Source organism: Jeotgalibacillus soli, from assembly GCF_000829435.1.
Classification (GTDB): Bacteria; Bacillota; Bacilli; order Bacillales; family Jeotgalibacillaceae; genus Jeotgalibacillus; species Jeotgalibacillus soli.
Map to the genome: position 1 here is coordinate 184,276 of NZ_JXRP01000019.1, position 21,343 is coordinate 205,618.

19 protein-coding genes are annotated in these 21,343 nt (G+C 41.3%); 2 read left to right on the forward strand and 17 right to left on the reverse strand.

The annotated features are described in order from the left end of the window. The first annotated feature begins 73 nt into the window (after nt 1-73). Nucleotides 74-1,579 (forward strand): glucose-6-phosphate dehydrogenase, encoded by a 1,506-nt coding sequence (gene zwf, locus KP78_RS15120; RefSeq protein ID WP_041090190.1) that lies wholly within the window; start codon nt 74-76, stop codon nt 1,577-1,579. 204 nt (nt 1,580-1,783) lie between these two features. Here the strand turns inward: zwf and gndA are convergent, their stop codons facing one another. From gndA to mce, 6 genes are all read right to left on the reverse strand, one after another. Then, nucleotides 1,784-3,196: an NADP-dependent phosphogluconate dehydrogenase gene (gene gndA / locus KP78_RS15125; protein WP_041090191.1), complete on the reverse strand. Its 1,413-nt coding sequence runs from the start codon at nt 3,194-3,196 to the stop codon at nt 1,784-1,786. A gap of 114 nt (nt 3,197-3,310) precedes the next feature. Continuing rightward, nucleotides 3,311-4,552, reverse strand: coding sequence for a DNA polymerase IV (locus KP78_RS15130; protein ID WP_041090192.1), 1,242 nt, complete (start codon nt 4,550-4,552; stop codon nt 3,311-3,313). Between the two features lie 85 nt (nt 4,553-4,637). After that, a complete protein-coding gene (locus KP78_RS15135; protein ID WP_041090193.1) occupies nt 4,638-5,123 on the reverse strand; it encodes a chemotaxis protein CheW in 486 nt (161 codons plus the stop codon). An 87-nt stretch (nt 5,124-5,210) separates the two neighbouring features. Next, complete coding sequence (locus KP78_RS15140; protein WP_041090194.1) at nt 5,211-6,335, reverse strand: M20/M25/M40 family metallo-hydrolase; 1,125 nt, start codon at nt 6,333-6,335, stop codon at nt 5,211-5,213. A gap of 73 nt (nt 6,336-6,408) precedes the next feature. Next, a complete protein-coding gene (locus tag KP78_RS15145) occupies nt 6,409-7,959 on the reverse strand; it encodes an acyl-CoA carboxylase subunit beta (RefSeq protein WP_041090195.1) in 1,551 nt (516 codons plus the stop codon). Then, on the reverse strand, nt 7,952-8,377 hold the full coding sequence (mce, locus tag KP78_RS15150) for a methylmalonyl-CoA epimerase (RefSeq protein ID WP_041090196.1): 426 nt from the start codon (nt 8,375-8,377) through the stop codon (nt 7,952-7,954). The genes KP78_RS15145 and mce overlap by 8 nt, the downstream gene beginning before the upstream one ends. A 141-nt stretch (nt 8,378-8,518) precedes the next feature. Here mce and prli42 point away from each other — a divergent pair, with 141 nt between their 5' ends. Next, nucleotides 8,519-8,614: a stressosome-associated protein Prli42 gene (gene prli42, locus KP78_RS20150; protein WP_157841510.1), complete on the forward strand. Its 96-nt coding sequence runs from the start codon at nt 8,519-8,521 to the stop codon at nt 8,612-8,614. Between the two features lie 17 nt (nt 8,615-8,631). On the opposite strand, the gene KP78_RS15155 is transcribed toward prli42, so the two are convergent. From KP78_RS15155 to KP78_RS15205, 11 genes are all read right to left on the reverse strand, one after another. Continuing rightward, the gene (locus tag KP78_RS15155; protein WP_041090197.1) at nt 8,632-9,606 is read right to left on the reverse strand and encodes an aromatic acid exporter family protein; all 975 of its coding nucleotides are present in this window, start codon (nt 9,604-9,606) and stop codon (nt 8,632-8,634) included. An 81-nt stretch (nt 9,607-9,687) separates the two neighbouring features. Beyond that, on the reverse strand, nt 9,688-10,410 hold the full coding sequence (locus KP78_RS15160; RefSeq protein WP_041090198.1) for an amino acid ABC transporter ATP-binding protein: 723 nt from the start codon (nt 10,408-10,410) through the stop codon (nt 9,688-9,690). Beyond that, entirely contained in the window at nt 10,403-11,056 is a 654-nt protein-coding gene (locus KP78_RS15165; protein ID WP_041090613.1) for an amino acid ABC transporter permease, read from the reverse strand. The genes KP78_RS15160 and KP78_RS15165 overlap by 8 nt, the downstream gene beginning before the upstream one ends. A 95-nt stretch (nt 11,057-11,151) precedes the next feature. Then, on the reverse strand, nt 11,152-11,940 hold the full coding sequence (locus tag KP78_RS15170; RefSeq protein WP_041090199.1) for a transporter substrate-binding domain-containing protein: 789 nt from the start codon (nt 11,938-11,940) through the stop codon (nt 11,152-11,154). 250 nt (nt 11,941-12,190) lie between these two features. Continuing rightward, on the reverse strand, nt 12,191-12,628 hold the full coding sequence (locus KP78_RS15175) for a BrxA/BrxB family bacilliredoxin (RefSeq protein ID WP_041090200.1): 438 nt from the start codon (nt 12,626-12,628) through the stop codon (nt 12,191-12,193). A gap of 289 nt (nt 12,629-12,917) precedes the next feature. Further along, complete coding sequence (gene meaB, locus KP78_RS15180; protein ID WP_052474862.1) at nt 12,918-13,961, reverse strand: methylmalonyl Co-A mutase-associated GTPase MeaB; 1,044 nt, start codon at nt 13,959-13,961, stop codon at nt 12,918-12,920. Next, complete coding sequence (gene scpA / locus KP78_RS15185) at nt 13,954-16,110, reverse strand: methylmalonyl-CoA mutase (protein ID WP_041090201.1); 2,157 nt, start codon at nt 16,108-16,110, stop codon at nt 13,954-13,956. The genes meaB and scpA overlap by 8 nt, the downstream gene beginning before the upstream one ends. After that, nucleotides 16,107-17,903 (reverse strand): methylmalonyl-CoA mutase family protein, encoded by a 1,797-nt coding sequence (locus KP78_RS15190; protein ID WP_041090202.1) that lies wholly within the window; start codon nt 17,901-17,903, stop codon nt 16,107-16,109. The genes scpA and KP78_RS15190 overlap by 4 nt, the downstream gene beginning before the upstream one ends. Before the next feature lie 120 nt (nt 17,904-18,023). Further along, nucleotides 18,024-19,295: a dihydrolipoamide acetyltransferase family protein gene (locus tag KP78_RS15195; RefSeq protein ID WP_041090203.1), complete on the reverse strand. Its 1,272-nt coding sequence runs from the start codon at nt 19,293-19,295 to the stop codon at nt 18,024-18,026. A 25-nt stretch (nt 19,296-19,320) separates the two neighbouring features. Further along, a complete protein-coding gene (locus KP78_RS15200; protein WP_041090204.1) occupies nt 19,321-20,304 on the reverse strand; it encodes an alpha-ketoacid dehydrogenase subunit beta in 984 nt (327 codons plus the stop codon). Between the two features lie 14 nt (nt 20,305-20,318). Beyond that, on the reverse strand, nt 20,319-21,317 hold the full coding sequence (locus tag KP78_RS15205) for a thiamine pyrophosphate-dependent dehydrogenase E1 component subunit alpha (RefSeq protein WP_041090205.1): 999 nt from the start codon (nt 21,315-21,317) through the stop codon (nt 20,319-20,321). Nucleotides 21,318-21,343: the final 26 nt, after the last annotated feature.

Below are 21,343 nucleotides of genomic sequence, written 5' to 3' on the forward strand. Positions count from 1 at the left end.
TTGCATCGACAGGTTATGCATTTTTCTGCTAACCTGCCAAAGCTTGAAATATCATAAAAGTGAGGTCTTAATCGTGAAACAAGAAAACACACCCCCAACATTGATCATGATATTTGGCGCAACGGGAGACCTTGCTAAACGTAAACTCTTTCCTTCCCTTTATCAGCTATTTTTGAAAGGAAGCCTGTCCCGCCGTTTTGCATTATTAGGTGTGGGCCGCAGAGAGTGGACCAACGATCAGTTTAAAGAACATGTTCGTGATTCATTAAAAGCATCCGGACATTCTCAGGAACAGGTTGAATCGTTTATCGAGCACTGTGTCTATCAGTCTCACGATGTGTCAGATTCTAATTCATACATACAGTTGAAAGAACTGGCAAATGAGCTTGATCATAAATTCGATTTAGAGGGCAATCGAATCTTCTATCTTGCGATGGCTCCAGAATTTTTCGGGACCATTACAGATCATTTAAAACTAGACGGCTTGACAGATACAAATGGTTTTACGCGTCTTGTGATTGAAAAACCATTTGGTCACGATTTGCGCTCTGCATCAAAGCTTAATGAACAAATACGTGAATCATTTTCTGAAGATGAGATTTATCGTATTGACCACTATCTAGGGAAAGAAATGGTTCAAAATATCGAAGTTATTCGCTTTGCTAATGCATTATTTGAACCGTTATGGAATAACAGATTTATTTCGAACATCCAAATTACTTCTTCAGAAACACTAGGTGTTGAAGAGCGTGGACGCTATTACGAAAAAAGCGGTGCTCTTCGTGACATGGTACAAAACCATATGCTTCAAATGGTTGCGCTGCTAGCAATGGAGCCGCCAATCAACCTTAGTACGGATGAGATCCGCAGTGAGAAAGTTCGTGCATTTCGTTCCATGCGCCCGATTGAAGGCGAAGAGGTAGACAAGTATTTTGTGCGCGGACAGTATGGTGCAGGGGAAATTAATGGTGAAGCAGTAAATGGCTATCGTGACGGTGATAATGTTGATGATCACTCGAACACCGAGACCTTTGTTTCAGGGAAAATAATGTTCGATAATTTCCGCTGGGCAGGGGTTCCATTCTATATCCGAACTGGAAAACGTATGAGTGTTAAATCAACAAAAATTGTTGTCCAGTTTAAAGATATTCCAATGAACCTTTACTACAATAAAGAACATTCCCTTGATCCAAACCTTCTCGTGATCCATATACAGCCTGATGAGGGTATAACGTTGCATTTAAATGCTAAGAAAACAAATCAAGGTGTAAACACAACTCCGGTTCAGCTTAGCTATTCTGCCAGCAGTATCGACGGAATCAACACACCTGAAGCCTATGAAAAGCTGTTATACGATTGCATTCTAGGCGATGCCACAAACTTTACGCATTGGGATGAGGTCAAGCTATCCTGGAGCTTTGTTGACAAAATCTCAGATTACTGGGAAGCTGTTCGCGAATCTTCCTTCCCTAATTACCAGTCTGGTACTATGGGACCTGAAAAAAGTGATGAGCTTCTCGCAGAAGAAGGTTTTCAGTGGTGGGCAATCGGAGAAATTGACGGTAATAAAGAATCATAAAATAGGATTCTTTTTGGATTTCTTCCCATCTATATTTTATTTTTCATTTACCCAATAATAGGATATTCATGAGTTGTAAAACATTCCTATTATATAGGCAAAGCTAACAGTTAAAACGTAAAGGCTTCTAAACTATCGCCATTACACCTACACCCATAGTAAAAAGAGCCTGTCCACAATTGGACAAGGCTCTTTTGTACTTTATTAGTCTTCTAACCACTCTGTGTGGAATGTTCCATCTTTATCAACGCGCTGATATGTGTGAGCGCCAAAGTAATCACGCTGAGCCTGAATAAGATTGGCCGGAAGCGTTTCTGTACGATAGCTGTCATAATAAGAAAGTGCCGTAGAGAAGCCAGGAACCGGTACACCATTTTTCACTGCGATTGAAATGACTTCACGAAGTGCAGCCTGGTAGGATTCAACAATTTCTTTAAAATATTCGTCTAGCATTAGGTTTAATAATCCTGGATCACGATCATATGCTTCTTTAATCTTTTGCAGGAACTGGGCTCGAATGATACAACCGCCGCGGAAAATCATGGCGATATCCCCGTACTGCAAATTCCAGTCATATTCTTCTGACGCAGCTCTCATTTGAGCAAAGCCTTGTGCATAAGAAGCAATTTTAGACATGTAAAGCGCACGACGAATCGCTTCAATAACCTCTTCTTTACTTCCTTCGGGCAAAACAGGTGCTGGGCCGCTTAATACTTTGCTTGCCTTCACACGCTCCTCTTTCAATGAAGAAATGAATCGTGCAAAAACTGATTCTGTAATAATCGGAAGTGGTGTTCCAAGGTCAAGCGCACTTTGGCTTGTCCATTTTCCCGTTCCTTTTTGCCCTGCTTTATCAAGGATTACATCCACCATCGGTTTCCCAGTTTCCGCATCTTTCTTTTTGAAAATATCAGCTGTAATTTCAATCAAATAGCTATCAAGCTCTCCTTTATTCCATTCAGCAAATACTTCATGCAATTCATCTGCAGAAAGGTTCAACACATTTTTCATTAAGAAATAGGATTCAGCAATCAGCTGCATATCGGCATACTCGATGCCATTGTGCACCATTTTTACATAGTGGCCCGCTCCATCTGGACCGATATAAATACTGCATGCATCACCGTTCACTTTAGCAGAGATCGCTTCAAAAATCGGGGCAACTAGCTCGTACGCTTCTTTTTGACCTCCTGGCATAATGGAAGGACCTGTTAGCGCTCCTTCTTCTCCGCCTGAAACGCCAGTACCGATGAAATGAATACCGTGTTCGCTTAGCTCTTTATTACGGCGGATCGTATCTTTATAGTAAGTATTGCCGCCATCTATTAAAATATCTCCTTTATCAAGTAAAGGCAGAAGGCTGTTAATTGTAGCATCTGTTGCAGCACCAGCTTGCACCATCAGCATAATTTTACGCGGGGATTCAAGAGAGGATACAAACTCCTCAACGCTGTATGTACCTACAATTTGTTTTCCCACGGATTCCTTTAGCATGTCGTCCACTTTTTCTGATGAACGATTATAAACAGATACCGTATATCCTCTGCTTTCGATATTCCATGCAAGGTTTTTCCCCATAACGGCGAGGCCTACAACCCCAATTTGCTGTTTTGACATTGTCTAACGTCCTTTCCATCACTAAATTCACTTGCTCATCACAATGAGCTTATATTTATACATTCCTATTGTATCATTAAATGGGCAAAACGCGAAAAAAATGCTCATTCTTGCTCATTCATGGTCACGAAAAAAATCTTTGCTGAAGCTCGTTTCGGCTGATGGCTTCATCTGTTCATTTTTCCCGCTCACTCCTCGCTTTAACTTTCCGGACCCATACCTCTTTTCAATTTGATCAAGCACTTTATCAATTGGTTCACGTTTTATTTCTTCTTCATAATTAAATAAATCAAGCTGTTTTACAACCTGCCGCTTATCTACCAGGTCTTGAACTGTAACGCCTAATAATCGTATCGGTGTACCATCCCAATTTGCTAAAAAAAGAGTTTTCGCCGTTTCATATATTTCTTCAGAACGATCAATTGGAATCTTCACCGTACAGCTTCTCGTGATCGTTTTACGATCCTTAAAGCGGATCATCACCGATACACCATATCCAAGCATTGATTTCGCCTTTAATCGTCTGCTTACCTTTTCGGACAGGTCATTGATCATTTGAATGAGCTGAGACTGATTTGTAATATCCTGCGGAAGGGTGGAAGAATGACCTACACTTTTTAAATCATAAATACTGTCTGGATCAACTTTGCGTATATCAATGCCATTGGCCCGATCCTTCAGGCGTTTACCATTGATACCAAGCAGTGCCTTTAGTCTAATCTCGTCTGCCGCAGCAAGATCTCCGATTGTCATAATTTCTATTGTTTTTAACTTCTCAGCCGTTTTCTTTCCAACCCCGTGCATCCCGATAACTGGCATGGGCCACATTACGCTTTCAATGTCCCTTTTTCTAAGGACCGTGATGCCTAAAGGCTTTTTCATATCAGAAGCCATCTTGGCTAAAAATTTATTGGGAGCAACGCCAATGCTGCAAGGTAAATCAAGCTCACGCAATATCTGATTTTGAATAATTTCAATTAACTCAAGATGTGTAGATTCTTTATAGTCGGTCACGTCCATATACCCTTCATCAATCGATACTGGTTCTACGAGTGAAGTATAAGAACGTAAAATATCAAACATGGCTTTTGATGCTTGACGATAACGGTCAAAATTAGGTCTGAGAACAATCAAATGCGGACAAAGCTTTTTTGCCTCCCATAGCGGCATCGTTGTTTTCACACCATAAGCCCTAGCTTCATAGCTGCACGTTACAACAATGCCCTTTCTCTCTTGAGGATTGCCGGCTATGGCTACAGCTTTGCCTTTCAACGAAGGATCGTGAGCAGCTTCAACAGATGCATAAAAGCTGTTCATATCTACATGTGCGATCACTCTCGCGTTTCGATTTTCCAAATTTGCCCCTCCTTATCCCTTATTGTACAGGAAAATTCATGAGGATAAACAGACAAAGCACCCATACAAATGGGTGCTTTCATACTTATATGCTAATCTGTTCTTTTTTAACTTCATTCATATATTCTTGGATTTCTTTCATTCCATCCAGACTGTTAACAAGAATAGCGGGATCAACCATCGTTATTAATCGATCCTCCAGATGAGCAATGGCTGTAAAATACGTCGTATTAGAATACGCTACTAAGCCTACCTGCTTCAAATTTTCCGGTTCAATGTCGATAATTTCCTTCGCATCCTTTACACGGATGGCTAATGAAAGCTGATTCGTTTTCAACACTAAGATTTTGGCTTGTTCAAAGTCTTCACTTGAACGATGATATAGAATTTCCTCAAAATCTAAAACAGGAACAAGCTCACCCCGAACATTTATAATCCCCAGCATAAATGATGGTAAATGAGGGATAGGAGTAATCGTATCGTTTTTTTCAATGGATAGGACTGTTTCGATTGAAATGGCATACTCTTCGTTTCCACTATCAAATACAACTACTTTTTGACTATTTTCCAAATAATTTCGTCCCTTCTCAATAAAAATGATACGTCTAATGTATCATATAAAGAGGAGAGAACCAACTCATGTTGATGCTTTTATTCATTAACGACCCGCTACTTCTTTTACAATGGCCAACAGCATTTCAGCGAGCTTGTTCAATTCTTCAACCGGCATTTTTTCATTTTTAGTATGGATTTCTTCGTATCCAACTGCTAAGTTTACAGTTGGTACACCCATTCCCGCTATGACGTTGGCGTCACTGCCACCGCCACTGGTTAATAAAGAAGACGGTCGATTGATCGCTGCTGCAGCTTTCTGCGCAATTTGCACAACCTCATCCCGCTCTGAAAATTTAAAGCCAGGATACATGATTTGTATTTCTACGTCGGCTTTTCCACCCATCTCCTGTGCGGCTTCTTCAAAAGCAGCCTTCATTTTTGCCACTTGTGCTTCCATTTTTTCCGGTACAAGAGAACGAGCTTCAGAAAGTACATCTACACGGTCACATACGATATTTGTTGCACTTCCGCCTTCGATACGGCCAATGTTAGCAGTCGTTTCTTCATCAATCCGTCCAAGCGGCATAGCAGCGATTGCTTTTGACGCAATGGTAATGGCAGAAACACCTTTTTCCGGCGCGACACCTGCATGTGCTGTTTTTCCGTGAATCACTGCTTTAACTTTAGCTTGCGTAGGTGCAGCAATAATAATATTGCCAACCTTCCCGTCACTATCAACTGCATAGCCAAATTTTGCTTTTACATAGGATCGATCCAGTGCCTTTGCACCAACAAGACCTGATTCTTCACCAGCTGTAATAATGAACTGAATCATACCGTGCTCAATGCTTTGTTCCTTTAATTGATGAATCAGCTCAAGCATTGCTGCAATTCCAGCTTTGTCATCCGCACCTAATATTGTTGTACCATCTGAGTGAACGTAGCCGTCCTCCTTCACTACCGGTTTGATGCCCTTTCCTGGTGTAACGGTGTCCATATGTGAAGTAAAATAAATCGGATCGACATCTTGTTTAGTTCCTTCTAGTGTACATATTAGATTATTGGCGCCATGTCCGGTGATGCCTATACTGTCATCCTCTTCCACGTGTACACCAAGCTCATTGAATTTATTGATAAGCACCTTAGAGATGGCTGCTTCATGCTTTGTTTCAGAGTCAACTTGAACCAGCTCAAGAAATTCATCTAGTAAACGCTCTTTATTTACCATAATTAAACCCTCCAAATTATGAATTCACGTTTATTAGTATAGCGTGAATGCATAGCAACCTCAAACAAGGAACCTATAGAGGAATATTCCCATGCTTTTTTTTCGGTCTCTCTTCTTTTTTATTTCTCATCATATCAAGGGCTTGAATCAGTTTAATTCTTGTTTCTCTTGGATCTATAACATCATCGACCATGCCTCTCGCTGCAGCAACAAAAGGATTGGCGAATTTTTCACGATATTCTTCAATCTTCTTAGCACGAGTTGCCTCTGGATCATCACTTTGAGCGATTTCTTTTGCAAAGATAATATTCGCTGCGCCTTGTGGCCCCATAACCGCAATCTCGGCATTCGGCCAAGCAAATACTAGGTCAGCGCCAATAGACTTACTGTTCAACGCAACATAGGCACCACCGTATGCTTTACGCAAGATCACCGTCATTTTTGGAACAGTTGCTTCAGAATAGGCATATAGAATCTTCGCCCCGTGACGAATAATACCTCCATGCTCCTGTTTAATACCAGGAAAAAATCCTGTAACATCTTCAAAAGTGATAATCGGAATATTAAAGGAGTCACAAAAACGGATAAAGCGTGAGGCCTTGTCGCTAGAATCGATATCCAGCCCGCCTGCCATAACCTTTGGCTGATTACATACAAGGCCTACTACTTCTCCTTTGATTCTGGCAAGACCAATGACAATATTACGTGCGAATTCTTTTTGCACTTCCATAAATGATCCCTCATCTACAATCTGCTCAATCACAACACGGACATCATATGGCCGGACTGGATCAAACGGAATCGCTTCGGCTAAATCCGGGCGATCATCCGAGGTTTCGTCTGCTTCAATTCTTGGTGGCTTTTCCTCATTGGAAGCAGGCAAATAGCTTAGCAGCATGCGAACCTGTTCGAGTATCTCCTTCTCGCCTGCTGCTCTAAAGTGAGCATTGCCACTTATCGTATTATGTATTTTAGAACCGCCTAAATCCTCGGCGCTTATTTTTTCACCTGTAACGGTTTCAATGACTTTAGGCCCTGTAATAAACATTTGACTAGTGCCATCCACCATAAAAACAAAATCAGTTATGGCAGGGGAATAAACAGCTCCTCCAGCACAAGGTCCCATAATGACCGAAATTTGCGGGATGACCCCGGAATAAATAGCGTTGCGGTAAAAAATGTGGCCATAGCCATCCAATGATACGACTCCTTCTTGAATTCGCGCACCTCCGGAATCATTTAAACCAATAAAAGGAGCACCATTTTTTGCAGCTAAGTCCATTACGTTCGCAATTTTTTCTGCATGCATTTCACCGAGTGCACCGCCGAAAACCGTGAAGTCCTGAGAAAATAAATAGATTGGCCTTCCATTCACCTTTCCATATCCAGTCACAACCCCGTCACCAGGTCCCTTCATCCCTTCCATTCCAAAATCGACAGAGCGGTGCTCAATAAAGGGATTCAATTCTACAAATGTACCTGTATCAATCAGCAGATCAATTCGCTCGCGTGCTGTCAGCTTCCCTTTTTCATGCTGTTTTTCGATTCGTTCATCCCCACCGCCTAACTCAATTTCTCTTCTTCGGTCATATAATTCATTTGTTTTTTCAAACATACTACTCATTCTCTTTGACCCCTTTTCCAGTAGAATGATCACACAGCTCGTATAATACGCCATGACCAGAGGACGGATGCAAAAATGCGACTTCTGCTCCTCCCGCTCCTAGTTTCGGTTGTTCAGAGACAAACTGAACTCCTTTGCTTTTCAATTCCAGTATTCGTTGTTCGATCCCCTCTACCTTCAAAGCAACATGGTGAAGTCCTTGTCCTCTTTTTTGAATAAAGCGAGCAATAGGAGACGCATCATGAAGAGGCTCTAGCAGTTCAAGTTTGACATTACCAGCATCTATAAACGCTACGGCTACACCTTGCTCTTCTATACGCTCTATTTTAACGAGAGTAAGCGCTAACATTTTCGTGTAAAATGGCAGTGCCTTCTCAATCGATTGAACTGCAATGCCAATGTGATCCACCTTTTTCATTCTTCCATCCCCTTTTCTGGCTTTTCTCTTATATTGTACTGATTTATTTCTGTATTTGCTAGATTTACTAGCTTACTTGCGATTTTACCTTAGGGACGATATTATAAAGGTACTATTTCTTGAAATAAGGAGAGACGTATAATGCGAAATCGTAAGTTCCGCACTTTTATCGTTTATTTAATGATTTTTGCTATGCTGGCATCCAGTTTAGCTGTCGGATTTGCCATGCTCATGTAATGAAAAAAGCGACCAGCTTAATTGGTCGCTTTTTCTCCTTTTACTGGCAGTCCCCGGAACGATTGTTTCAGATATAAATATTGCTCCATCTCCCTGACAAACTGGTACAACGCAGCTCTTGTTTCAAATTCTTCTCTCGTTTTTGGCATGTCCATTTCCTCAAACATCAGCTTCATATCAAACAGCTTTTTTAAATACAATAGCGCTGTATTTCCAGGATGAATATGTTCACTCAAATCCTCGATAAAAGAAGCAATCATTCCCCGCTGCTCGACTGATGAAGATAACGAAGACACAAGAGGCAGCATTCGTTCAATCAGCTCAAACTGCTTTTCTCTCATCGTAAAGTATAAATAGTAACGGTCTTCATTTCGAACAAAGTGGTTTTCAACATCCTTGAAAGCGATCGTTTTTGCTTCTTTAATAATTTTTTCGGTCTCTGTAATTTCAGAACCGTCCCACTGATCTTCGCCTTCTCGCAAATAAGAAGCCATCTGAACAAAAATCCGCTGAAAATTATCCTCTAACTGGCATTGATAGCTTAACAGCTTTGACTCAACACTTGGCATATAGAGGTTCATGATCAGCGCTACCCCTACACCAATCGTAATGAGCAACAGCTCATTCCAAAGCAGTTCAAGGGTAATATTTCTTTCCATAAAAATATGTAACACGATCACACTGCTTGTAACAATTCCCTCTTTTACATTTAGCATCACCGTAGTCGGAATAAAGAATAAGAGCATTAAACCGATGACAATCGGATAATAGCCCAGAATTTCAAAAAACACAGCTGAAAAACCCATTGCCACCACACAGGCAATAAATCGACTCCATGAAGCTCTTACTGATTTTCTCTTTGTATTTTGTATACACAGAATGGTGATAATTCCAGCTGATGCATAATGGTCAAGCCCCATTAGCTCAGCAATTATAATGGCGATGGCGGTACCGACCGCCGTTTTAATGGTACGATAGCCAATTCGAAACATGTTGGCCGTCCTTTCAAATTGGATTGATTAGAAAAAAGGAAAGATGACCAAGTGATCACCTTTCCTAAAAGCATACTATGGTTATAACACTTTTTGCAAGAAGTCCTGTGCACGCTTGCTGGATGGTGCAGTGAAAAAACTGGCTGGATCCGCTTCTTCAATCAACATTCCCCCATCCATAAAGAGAATACGGTCGGCTACTTCTCTTGCAAAGCCCATTTCATGTGTCACGATCACCATGGTCATACCTGTTTTTGCCAAGGACTTCATTACATCAAGCACTTCCTTCACCATTTCAGGATCAAGTGCTGAGGTAGGCTCGTCAAAAAGCATAATGGACGGTTCCATTGCTAGAGCACGCGCGATGGCGACACGCTGCTTCTGTCCACCGGATAAACGGTTTGGGTATTGATCTGCTTTATCAGAAAGTCCAACTTTCTCTAATAGTTCCATACCGATCTTTTTAGCATCGGCCGTTTTTAATCCTTTTACTTTGATCGGCGCATACGTAACATTTTCAAGTGTGGTCATATGCGGAAACAAATGAAAATGCTGAAACACCATCCCTACATTCGATCGAAGCTTTAAAGGGTTATATTTTTTATTCGTAATTTCTTCTTGTCCAATATGGATCATACCGCTTGTTGGTTGCTCCAATAAATTCAGGCAGCGAAGGAATGTTGATTTGCCTGAACCAGATGGGCCAATAACGACCACAACTTCACCTTCATCAATCGAAGCATCAATATTTTTTAACACTTCGAGCTTTCCAAACGACTTGTACAGTCCATTTACCTTAATCACTTCGTCTCATTCTCCCTTCAACCCATTTACCTGCCACTGTAAGAACAAGGACCATGACATAATAAATAAGACCTGCAAATAAAAGCGGCTCTAAGAATGAGAATGTATCACTACCAACGATGTATGAACGTCTCATAATATCCGTAACCCCGATCACGGTTACGATCGCAGATTCCTTCGTCAAAGTAATGAACTCATTCATTAGAGCAGGTAAGATATTTTTCATTGCCTGCGGTAAAATAACGTCCTTCATCATCTTATTATACGGTACACCAAGCGCCATTGCAGCTTCTTGCTGTCCCTTATCAACTGCAAGGATCCCAGCACGAATAATTTCTGAAATATACGCAGCAGAATTTAAACCAAAGGCTAAAATCGCTGCTGTATACGGCTCGATTTGGATACCAAATAGCTGTGGAGACGCAAAATAAATGATCATAAGCTGCAGCACAAGTGGAGTACCGCGGAAAATAGATGTATATGCGTCTGCAATCCATCTGAGGACTTTTATACGCCCAATTTTAAATAGCGATAAAATAATGCCTAAAATAAAACCAAGAATCCCTGCTATGATGACAATTTGTAATGTAACCCAAATCCCCTGTAAAATAAAGGGCATGGACGGAACGATTTGTTCAAAGTTCATCGGCTTACCTCCTTCAATCAAAAAGAGAGAGTGCTCCATTACGGCCGGAACCAGCAATTGGTGCACCCCCTTATTATTATAATCTGTTAATCATCTTACTCTTCCGTTAGCCACTTTTCTTCTAGCTCTTCTAGTTTACCAGAAGCTTCAAGTTCAGCCAGGACTTCGTTAAATTGATCTGTCCACTCACTGCCTTTTTGAAGAGCGATTGCAGAACCCGCTTTCTGCTCATCTGCCTCAATAACCGTTCCAGTAAGCTCATCGTTCTGAGCTAAATAACCTTCTGCAACAATATTTTCAATAACAATAGCATCAAAGCGTCCGTTAATAAGATCTTGAACCAGTTCTGGAATACGATTTAATGTTTGAACATCTACATCCATTTCCTCAGCTAAACCATCTACATATTCTTGTTGAATCGACCCTAGCTGAACCCCAACTTTTTTTCCTTCAAGATCTTCAGGTGTTGTAATTCCACTGTCATCAAGAGAGATAATCATATCTTGTGCTACGTAATATACATCCGTAAAATCAACATTTTGTTGACGCTCTTCGGTTGGTGTCATTGCTGAGATAACAAAATCAGCTTGGTCATTTGTTAATGCTGTTACAAGACCGCTAAATTCCATATCACGGATTTCAAATTCAAAGCCAAGCTCATCTGCAATTAAATTGGCTAAGTCAATATCATAGCCGATTATATCATCGCTTACCGCTGTATCTACAAATTCAAACGGTTTGTAATCAGCTGAAGTACCCATGATTAGCTTAGGCGTCTCTTCTCCAGCAGTTCCTTCACCGCTTGTTGCTTCTTCTTCTGCCGCTCCGCACGCTCCCAGTATCATGACACTTGCTAAACCAATTGATAAAAGTGTTTTTTTCATATTTATTCCCCCGAATTTAAATGTATTTTAATTCAAATCTATGAATATTTATTGTAATAGTATTTTACCACGCATCTGTTATTACGCAATGGTTTTTTCTTGATTTTAAAATAAAATAACTATTCAGAAAAAAGAAAGCGCTTATTCGTTTAAAAGATTGCAGATTTCATTAATATTCATTTTTAAGAATAATTATTCGTTTTACCTCGTAGAAAAACGCATGCATTACTGCATGCATTTTTCTATTTTATCAGACCTCTTCACAATGTACTTCAAATAATCCCTGTAGATGGGTAATAACTGACATTGGATCATGGCCTTCAATTTCATGACGCTCAACCATTGTGACGAGCTCACCGTCTTTTAATAAAGCAAAAGACGGTGATGATGGCGGATAGCCAGTAAAATAACTTCTTGCTTTAGCAGTTGCTTCTTTATCTTGACCAGCAAATACGGTTACAAGACGGTCTGGACGTTTATCATAATGTACGGAATGTGTTGCTGCTGGACGGGCAATTCCTCCTGCACAGCCACAAACAGAATTGATCATAACTAGAGTAGTTCCTTTTTCAGAAAAGACACTATCTACTTCTTCAGGAGTACGAAGCTGTTCATAACCTGCTGCTTCGATTTCTTCACGGGCCTGACGAACTACGTCATTCATAAAAATATTAAAATCCATGCTCATTCGATGTCTCTCCTTTACAGTTGATTTGCATAATAATGATAGAACAAATTCTCCCTTGAATCAAATATTTACATTTGAAAACGAAAAAAATTAATTTTGATTTTAAGTGTTGGCTTTGTTAAACGAGTCTATTGATTGCAGCACGCTGGCGCTCGCCTTCCGCTCCAATCAATGCTGTGCAAAAATTATCAATGGACTTTATCATAGCTTAAATTTTAGATATTTTACGATTGAATCTAAATGTCAGCCCCTAGATCATCGGATGGCTTCACTTTGAAACCGTTCATTTTTATTCCTTTAAAAATAGCATTTCAACCGCCTGTGCTGGTGTAATATCCCCGCTTTTCACCTGCAGCTGAAGATCCTTTAGCTTTTTACTTCTATTATTTTCCTGTAAAAAATCATCAAGTAGCCGATTGTGAATCATCTGCTTCATCCAATCCAGCGACTGGCCGGCTCTTCTTTCTTTAAGGACACCATTTTCGAGCGTTTCATCATAGAATTGCTGAGTCATCTGATAAACATCATCCATCCCGAAGCCTTCAATCGCAGAACATGCGAAAGCTTTTGTTTCCCACCCCGGTGTTGCAGGGTGCACGTAATGAAGAAGCTGTTTATACTCGGCTGCACCACGAATAGCATGTTCTTTATTGTTACCATCAGCTTTATTCACGATCACCGCATCAACCAGCTCCATAATGCCTTTTTTCATTCCTTGAAGCTCGTCTCCTCCGCCTGTGAGTGCCAGCAGCATGAAGAAATCAACCATCCCCCTTACCACCACTTCACTTTGACCGACTCCAACCGTTTCCACGATAATTCGATCAAATCCTGCAGCCTCACAAAGCACAATGGTTTCACGTGTCATTCTATGCACGCCTCCTAGAGTTCCTGCTGTAGCGGAAGGACGAATAAACACATTCGGGTGATGTGATAGCTGTTCCATCCTTGTTTTATCCCCCAGTATACTTCCCCCAGACAGTGTAGAGCTTGGATCTATAGCCAGTATTGCAACACGATTCCCCAGATCCACAAGTTTTTTCCCGAACGATTCAATCCACGTGCTTTTCCCTGCTCCTGGAACACCCGTGACCCCAATTCGAAGACTGTTTCCCGCATTAGGCAAAAGCTCGTGTACAAGATTGTTAGCAAGATCACGGTGTCTCTTCGCCTGGCTTTCAACGAGGGTGATTCCACGAGAGAGTGCCATACGATCACCCTTTTTAATACCCTGTACCATATGATCAATTGATATTTCTCTTGATTCCTTTTTTCTAAAAACCTTTTTCTTTGCAAATTTTGCGGTACTTGGAGGCTGATTCTCCTCATTCATCCTCTTGCACTTCCTCATAGCCAAGACGCTTGTAAATTTCTTCAATCACTTTTTCAGCTGCAACAGGAATAACCGTACCGGGACCAAATATGGCGGCTGCACCATTTTCAAGCAAAAATTGATAGTCCTGTGCTGGGATGACACCGCCAACGACAACTAGCACATCTTCACGACCCCATTTTTTCAGTTCGCCTATTAAATCAGGCACCAGTGTCAAGTGACCAGCTGCAAGCGAGCTTACACCGATGACATGGACGTCATTTTCAATGGCTTGCAGGGCTGTTTCCTCGGGCGTTTGAAAGAGAGGACCAATATCAACATCAAAGCCTAAATCTGCAAATGCCGTCGCGATAACCTTCGCTCCCCGATCATGCCCATCCTGTCCCATTTTCGCAATAAGAATTCTTGGTCTTCTGCCCTCAGCCTCTAAAAACTCTTCCGCCAGTTCTCTTACAGATTGAATCTCGTCTGCTTGAGAAAAAGATTGGCTGTACACACCGCTTATCGATCGAATCACAGCCTTATGACGGCCATGCACCTCCTCAATAGCACTCGAAATCTCTCCAAGTGTAGCGCGAACTCGAGCTGCGTCGATGGCAACGGCAAGTAAATTCCCCTCACCTGTTTCAACCGCTTTTTTTAAAGCTGCCAGTTTCTCAGACACTTGTTCTTCATCACGCGTTTCTTTTATGCGCCGCAATCGATCAAGCTGACTTTTACGTACGATGGCATTATCGATGGATAAAATATCGATCGCTTCCTCCTTCTTCAGCCTGTATTGATTGACGCCAATAATTATTTCTGTTCCGGAATCAATTTTCGCCTGCCTTTTTGCTGCCGCTTCTTCTATTTTCATTTTTGGCAAGCCGGTTTCAATCGCTTTCGTCATTCCTCCGAGTGCTTCAATTTCTTCAATGTGCTTCCACGCTTTCTCCATTAACTCATTTGTTAGCGTTTCCACATAATAAGAACCGCCCCAAGGATCAATTACATCGGTAATACCAGTCTCTTCCTGCAAAAAAAGCTGTGTATTTCTAGCAATGCGCGCTGAAAAATCTGTTGGAAGGGCGATGGCTTCATCAAGTGCATTTGTATGCAATGATTGCGTGTGTCCCATTACTGCTGCATGCGCTTCAATTAATGTACGCATCACATTATTGAAGGGGTCCTGTTCAGTTAGTGACCATCCCGAAGTTTGAGAATGTGTTCTTAATGCTAATGATTTTGTATTCTTCGGTTCAAACTCGGCAATGAGCGTTGCCCACATTCTTCTGGCCGCTCTCATTTTTGCAACCTCCATAAAATAATTCATCCCAATCCCCCAGAAAAATGATAAGCGGGGAGCAAATTGATCGATGTCAATACCAGCATTCAGGCCTGTCTTTACATACTCAAGCCCATCTGCCAATGTATAAGCCAGCTCTAAGTCAGCTGGTGCACCTGCTTCTTGTATATGATAGCCCGAGATACTGATGGAGTTAAACTTTGGCATTTCAGCTGCAGTAAAAGAAAATATATCTGCAATAATCTTCATGGATATTTCAGGAGGGTATATATATGTATTTCGAACCATATATTCTTTTAAAATATCATTTTGTATGGTCCCTGAGAGCGCTGATGGAGATACTCCCTGCTCTTCTGCCGCAACAATATAAAACGCCATGATGGGCAGAACAGCACCATTCATCGTCATCGATACAGACATTTGATCAAGTGGGATTCCATCAAAAAGGATTTTCATATCCTCTACAGAATCGATCGCGACACCTGCTTTTCCAACATCTCCTGTCACCCTCGGATGATCAGAGTCATAGCCTCTATGAGTGGCTAAATCGAAGGCAACAGACAAACCCTTTTGCCCCATCTCTAAATTCCTTCGGTAAAATGCATTACTTTCTTCCGCCGTTGAAAAGCCAGCATACTGTCTAACTGTCCAAGGTCGGCTAACATACATACTTGGATAAGGTCCACGTGTAAATGGAGGCAGGCCTGGTAAGTCTGCCAAATGGGTGAGCTTTTCATGATCTGATTTGTGATAGGCAGGTTTTACAGTGATCTCTTCATTCGTTTCTATTGGCGGTCCTTCAGGAATAAAAATCGTATTTAATCGATCAAAGTTAAATGGCCGCTCTTTAAAATTTGGCTTCATGATTTCATCACCTCTACTTCCAGCAGTTGTACTAGTTCATCCAAAAATTGAATGACATTCATACCGTCGTAAATGACGCCGTTAAGTCCCTTTTCCTGCCATTCAATAAGCTTTTCTTCTGCTGGTTTTCCAGCTATATATATTTTTACATCCTCTGTTTTTTCGTGCAATATTTCATCTAGTTGGTTTTCGTATGCTTGATTTGTTCCACAAATAATTTGTACCGGTTCATTTGTTTGCAAATCATAGGTCCAATTAATCCCTGCAGCACTAAGAATCCCTTGAACAAAATCTGCTCGCGGCTTATATTCTTTTAATGATCCTAGACAGACAAGCTGAACTGCTGCCATCTGACCCATATACTGCTTTTTCAAAACTTTTGATAGCAAAGCTTCCCAATCTTGACCAATTGTACGTTTTCTTAATGGATTGAGCTTTAAATCTTGCTCATTTTTGGTTCCTTTTGTAACTTGGTTTTTCTCATAAGGAGCATACCTGTTAGTGCCAACAATGGTTTTTTTTCTAGTGGCGACGTCCACTTGCCTTTGCTTCCATATTTCATCAATTTGATTCTGCAGCCATCCACTAACAAGAGTTTCTTCAATTCCTCCATGGTCTTCAATCAGTAAAAAATACTGCCAAGCTTGATCAGATAATTGTTTAGTTAGTGATTCAACATAATAAGAACCGCCAGCTGGATCCATTAGCCCGTCTAAAAAAACTTCTTTCTTTAATATCAATTGAATATTCCGGGCAATTCGCGCTGAAAAGCCTGTTGGTTCTTCATAGGTAGTGTTAAACGGCTCAACATGCTGATAATTCACTCCCCCAAGCGCTGCCGCGAATGCTTCATTTCCGCTTCTTAAAATATTCACATGCGGATCTTGTATCGTTTTATTAAAAGATGAGCTTTCTGTTCCAATTGATACAGAGAGCATATCGACATTGTAAGAGCCCATAAAATGGCTCCAAAGTGCACGGAACGCTCGTAGCTTCGCTACTTCCAAAAAGAAGGTTGAACCTGTCGCAAATTGAATATGCATGCGCCTAACAACTTCGTTAACTGTCCAGCCCTCCTCTGATAAATAATCAATATACCAAGCAGCTTCAGCCAATGCTGCGCTAAGCTCCTGAACTGCATTCGCACCTGCCTGGTGATAGGGGACTGTTGAGATAACAATCGATTTAACGTTTGGATACGCATTAGAAACATCATTTAAACGATGCGCCCATTTCTTTTTATGATCCTGTGTTACTTTTCTGTCATAAACAGCTGCTTGTGATAGAAAATCGTATCCTAAGACGCCCATTACATTAGTGCGGCAGGCGTGCTCGATCAAAAATGGCGACAGCTGATCTACAATCTTTGCCTCTGTGATAAAGAGATGTGGTGATGATTGAATGGATAAAAGACGCTTTACATCCTCTGATCTCCAATCTTCTTCTGTGGAGTCCCTCAAGGATATGACTTCCGTTCCTTTCTCAATCTCTTCCTTAACCCGATCGATAATATTATCGATGGTCATTCCTTGAACCTGCTGTGCTACATGCCAAGTTTCAGTTTGACTCCACCATCTTGATGGGTGATTTGAGGACGGAGGCTCCCATTCCGTATACAATGGCTGCAGGGTAATACCTTCGTATGTTGCTGTATGTAGATCTTGCAGTGGTCGTCCCTTTAATGATGATACCACTAATTTTTCCCAATCCTCTTTTGAATACGCCCCAAAAAATGATTGGCGGCTGTCGTTTTTTGTCATACGGCCGCTGCCAGGCAGCTTCCCTCCCTTCATGATTTGAAATCGCTTTCAATCAATCTGCTTCTATTTTAGTATAAACAGGCAGTGGATGAAAGAAATATTACGATTCAAAAAAGCTAGACCTCCTAAAAAGGACATCTAGCTTAAGTCAATCTAATATAGAGATGAATTCTCTTTTGAACTATTTTCCAGAATTTCCTTCACGCGTTGAAGGAATCTTCCACACACTAAACCGTCTAGCACACGGTGGTCAAGTGATAAGCATAGATTCACCATATCACGTATTCCAATCATGCCATCAATAATAACTGGACGTTTAACAATCGATTCCACCTGCAGGATCGCTGCCTGAGGATGATTAATAATACCCATTGATTGAACGGAACCAAATGATCCTGTGTTGTTAACAGTAAATGTGCCGCCTTGCATATCTTCAGATCTCAGCTTTCCTGTACGAACCTTCTGTGCTAGCTCATGAATTTGACGTCCTATGCCCTTAATTGTTTTTTCGTCGGCATTTTTAATGACGGGAACAAATAATGCATCCTCTGTTGCTACGGCAATGGAGATATTAATAGCTTTCTTCTGAATAATTTTATCTCCTGCCCACATGCTATTCATTTGAGGGAACTCTTTTAATGCTTGTGAGACTGCTTTTACGAAAAATGCGAAATAAGTAAGGTTAAATCCTTCATTCTGTTTAAATTCTGTTTTGATCGAATCGCGGTAGGCAACTAAATTTGTGACATCCACTTCTATCATTGTCCACGCATGCGGCGCTTCATGTAAACTCTTTACCATATTTGCAGCAATAGCTTTGCGGACACCTGTAACAGGAATTTCAATATCACCAGCTGCTGTTGGTATGGAAACCGGCTCTTGCTGTTTTTGTGGCGCAGTTCGCTGTACAGGTTTTCCTGCTGGCGCTTCGCCTGCAGAAAAACCTGCTTTTGGCACATTCCCGCTGTCAATTAATTTCTGCAGGTCTTTTCGTGTAATTCGGCCGTCTTTTCCACTTCCGGTAACTTGTTCAAGATCGATATCATGTTCCTGTGATAGTCGTAAAACAGCTGGAGAGTATCTAGCCTTTTGTCCATCTGCCGTTACTTTGACCGCTTTTTCAGCAGATGAAGCAGCATTTTGTTCAGTACTAATTGGACCAGCAGCTTCTGACGAAGTACTACCCTCTACTTCAATTGTACAAATGATTTCTCCAACCTCAAGGGTGTCGCCTTCTTGACCGATCAGCTCTTTGATCACTCCGGTAAAGGAAGATGGAACCTCTGCATTAACTTTATCCGTATTCACTTCTGCGATCGAATCATATTTATTTACATAATCGCCGGGAGCAACAAGCCATTTTTCAATTGTTCCTTCTGTCACCGACTCGCCAAGCTGCGGCATTGTGATTTTTTCAATACCCAAGGGAATGTCCTCCTCTGTTCATCGATTAATATTCGGCTAATTCTCGCATCGCTTTTTCCACTTTATCAGGGTTTACCATAAAATACTTTTCCATTGTTGGTGCGTATGGCATTGCGGGTATATCTGGACCGGCAAGACGCATAATAGGTGCATCAAGATCAAACAAACAGTTTTCTGCAATAATAGCTGAAACTTCACCCATAATACTGCCTTCTTTGTTGTCTTCTGTTAACAGCAGTACCTTACCTGTTTTAGACGCCGCTTCCATAATAGCTTCTTTGTCTAACGGATAGATTGTTCGCAAATCCAGAATATGAGCAGAATAGCCATCCTTAGCTAATCGTTCAGCAGCTTGCAGCGCAAAATGGACACATAAACCGTATGTAATCACTGTTATGTCCTCTCCTTGACGCTTCACATCTGCTTTTCCAATTGGCAGTGTATAATCCTCGTCGGGAACTTCGCCTTTAATTAAGCGATAAGCACGCTTATGCTCAAAAAAGAGGACAGGATCATCGTCACGTATTGCTGCTTTCAATAGTCCTTTTACGTCATAAGGCGTTGAAGGCATTACAATTTTCAAACCAGGCTGATTAGCAAAGATCGCTTCCACTGATTGAGAATGATAAAGAGCACCATGAACCCCCCCACCATAGGGAGCACGAATAACCATTGGGCAATTCCAATCATTATTTGAACGATATCTTATTCTTGCTGCTTCAGAAATAATTTGGTTTATTGCTGGCATAATGAAATCTGCAAACTGCATTTCTGCAATTGGGCGCATACCATACATCGCTGCTCCGATTCCTACTCCAGCAATCGCTGACTCAGCTAGCGGCGTATCAATCACACGCTCTTCTCCAAACTGATCGTATAGACCGTGTGTTGCTTTAAATACGCCCCCTTTTTTTCCTACGTCTTCTCCAAGAACAAACACGCGCTCGTCCCGTTCCATTTCTTCCTTCATTGCTAATGTAACAGCATCAATATATGAAATTACTGGCATCGGTTCGTTCCTCCTTAATTTTCTTCTGCGTAAACATATTTAAGAGCGGATTCAGGGTCTGCATAAGGAGCCTGTTCTGCATATTCAGTCGCTTCATTAACGTTCTTCATTATTCGATCATTAATTTCTTTTTCAAGTTCATCGTCCAATACCTTGGTTTCTTTCAAATAGGCACCGAAGGTAATAATAGGGTCAAGAGATTTCGCTTTTGCTACCTCATCTGGTGAACGATAAGTACGATCATCATCATCAGATGAATGGGGCGTTAATCGATAGGAAACCGTTTCGACTAAAGAAGGACCTTCTCCTCTACGTGCACGATCAGCTGCTTCTTTGACAACACGATACACCTCAAGCGGGTCATTTCCATCTACTGTCACTCCCGGCATACCGTAACCTATGGCTCGATCAGATACCTTTTCACAAGCAAGCTGTTTTTCAATCGGAACTGAAATCGCATACTTGTTATTCTCTACCATGAAAATAACCGGAAGCTTATGTACACCGGCAAAATTAGCTCCTTCATGAAAGTCACCTTGATTGGATGATCCTTCACCAAATGTAACAAAGGTCACTAAGTCTTTTTTCTCCATTCTTCCAGCAAGAGCAATACCAACCGCATGCGGCACTTGTGTCGTCACAGGAGAGGATCCTGTTACTATACGGTTTTTCTTTTGACCAAAATGGCCTGGCATTTGACGTCCTCCTGAGTTTGGATCCTCTGCTTTTGCAAATCCTGATAGCATCAGTTCTCTTGCCGTCATACCAAAATGCAGTACAACACCCATATCCCGGTAATAAGGAAGAGCGTAGTCCTTCTCTTTATCAAGTGCATATGCTGCCCCTACCTGAGCTGCTTCCTGACCCTGACAGGAAATAACAAAAGGAATTTTACCCGAACGGTTTAATAACCACATACGCTCGTCAATTCTCCGAGCTAATAACATCGTTTCAAATATTTCAAGAACTTGATCATCTGTTAATCCAAGCTCCTGGTGACGGTTTTTTACCATACCATGTACCTCCTTTAGTCGTTTAA

What these genes read in the sequence shown, in the direction of transcription:
- gndA (WP_041090191.1), bottom strand. Translation starts at nt 3,196, where the DNA reads ATGTCAAAACAGCAAATTGGGGTTGTAGGCCTCGCCGTTATGGGGAAA.
- KP78_RS15140 (WP_041090194.1), bottom strand. Translation starts at nt 6,335, where the DNA reads ATGGTAAATAAAGAGCGTTTACTAGATGAATTTCTTGAGCTGGTTCAA.
- KP78_RS15145 (WP_041090195.1), bottom strand. Translation starts at nt 7,959, where the DNA reads ATGAGTAGTATGTTTGAAAAAACAAATGAATTATATGACCGAAGAAGA.
- mce (WP_041090196.1), bottom strand. Translation starts at nt 8,377, where the DNA reads ATGAAAAAGGTGGATCACATTGGCATTGCAGTTCAATCGATTGAGAAG.
- prli42 (WP_157841510.1), top strand. Translation starts at nt 8,519, where the DNA reads ATGCGAAATCGTAAGTTCCGCACTTTTATCGTTTATTTAATGATTTTT.
- KP78_RS15155 (WP_041090197.1), bottom strand. Translation starts at nt 9,606, where the DNA reads ATGTTTCGAATTGGCTATCGTACCATTAAAACGGCGGTCGGTACCGCC.
- KP78_RS15165 (WP_041090613.1), bottom strand. Translation starts at nt 11,056, where the DNA reads ATGAACTTTGAACAAATCGTTCCGTCCATGCCCTTTATTTTACAGGGG.
- KP78_RS15170 (WP_041090199.1), bottom strand. Translation starts at nt 11,940, where the DNA reads ATGAAAAAAACACTTTTATCAATTGGTTTAGCAAGTGTCATGATACTG.
- KP78_RS15175 (WP_041090200.1), bottom strand. Translation starts at nt 12,628, where the DNA reads ATGAGCATGGATTTTAATATTTTTATGAATGACGTAGTTCGTCAGGCC.
- meaB (WP_052474862.1), bottom strand. Translation starts at nt 13,961, where the DNA reads ATGAATGAGGAGAATCAGCCTCCAAGTACCGCAAAATTTGCAAAGAAA.
- scpA (WP_041090201.1), bottom strand. Translation starts at nt 16,110, where the DNA reads ATGAAGCCAAATTTTAAAGAGCGGCCATTTAACTTTGATCGATTAAAT.
- KP78_RS15190 (WP_041090202.1), bottom strand. Translation starts at nt 17,903, where the DNA reads ATGAAGGGAGGGAAGCTGCCTGGCAGCGGCCGTATGACAAAAAACGAC.
- KP78_RS15200 (WP_041090204.1), bottom strand. Translation starts at nt 20,304, where the DNA reads ATGCCAGTAATTTCATATATTGATGCTGTTACATTAGCAATGAAGGAA.
- KP78_RS15205 (WP_041090205.1), bottom strand. Translation starts at nt 21,317, where the DNA reads ATGGTAAAAAACCGTCACCAGGAGCTTGGATTAACAGATGATCAAGTT.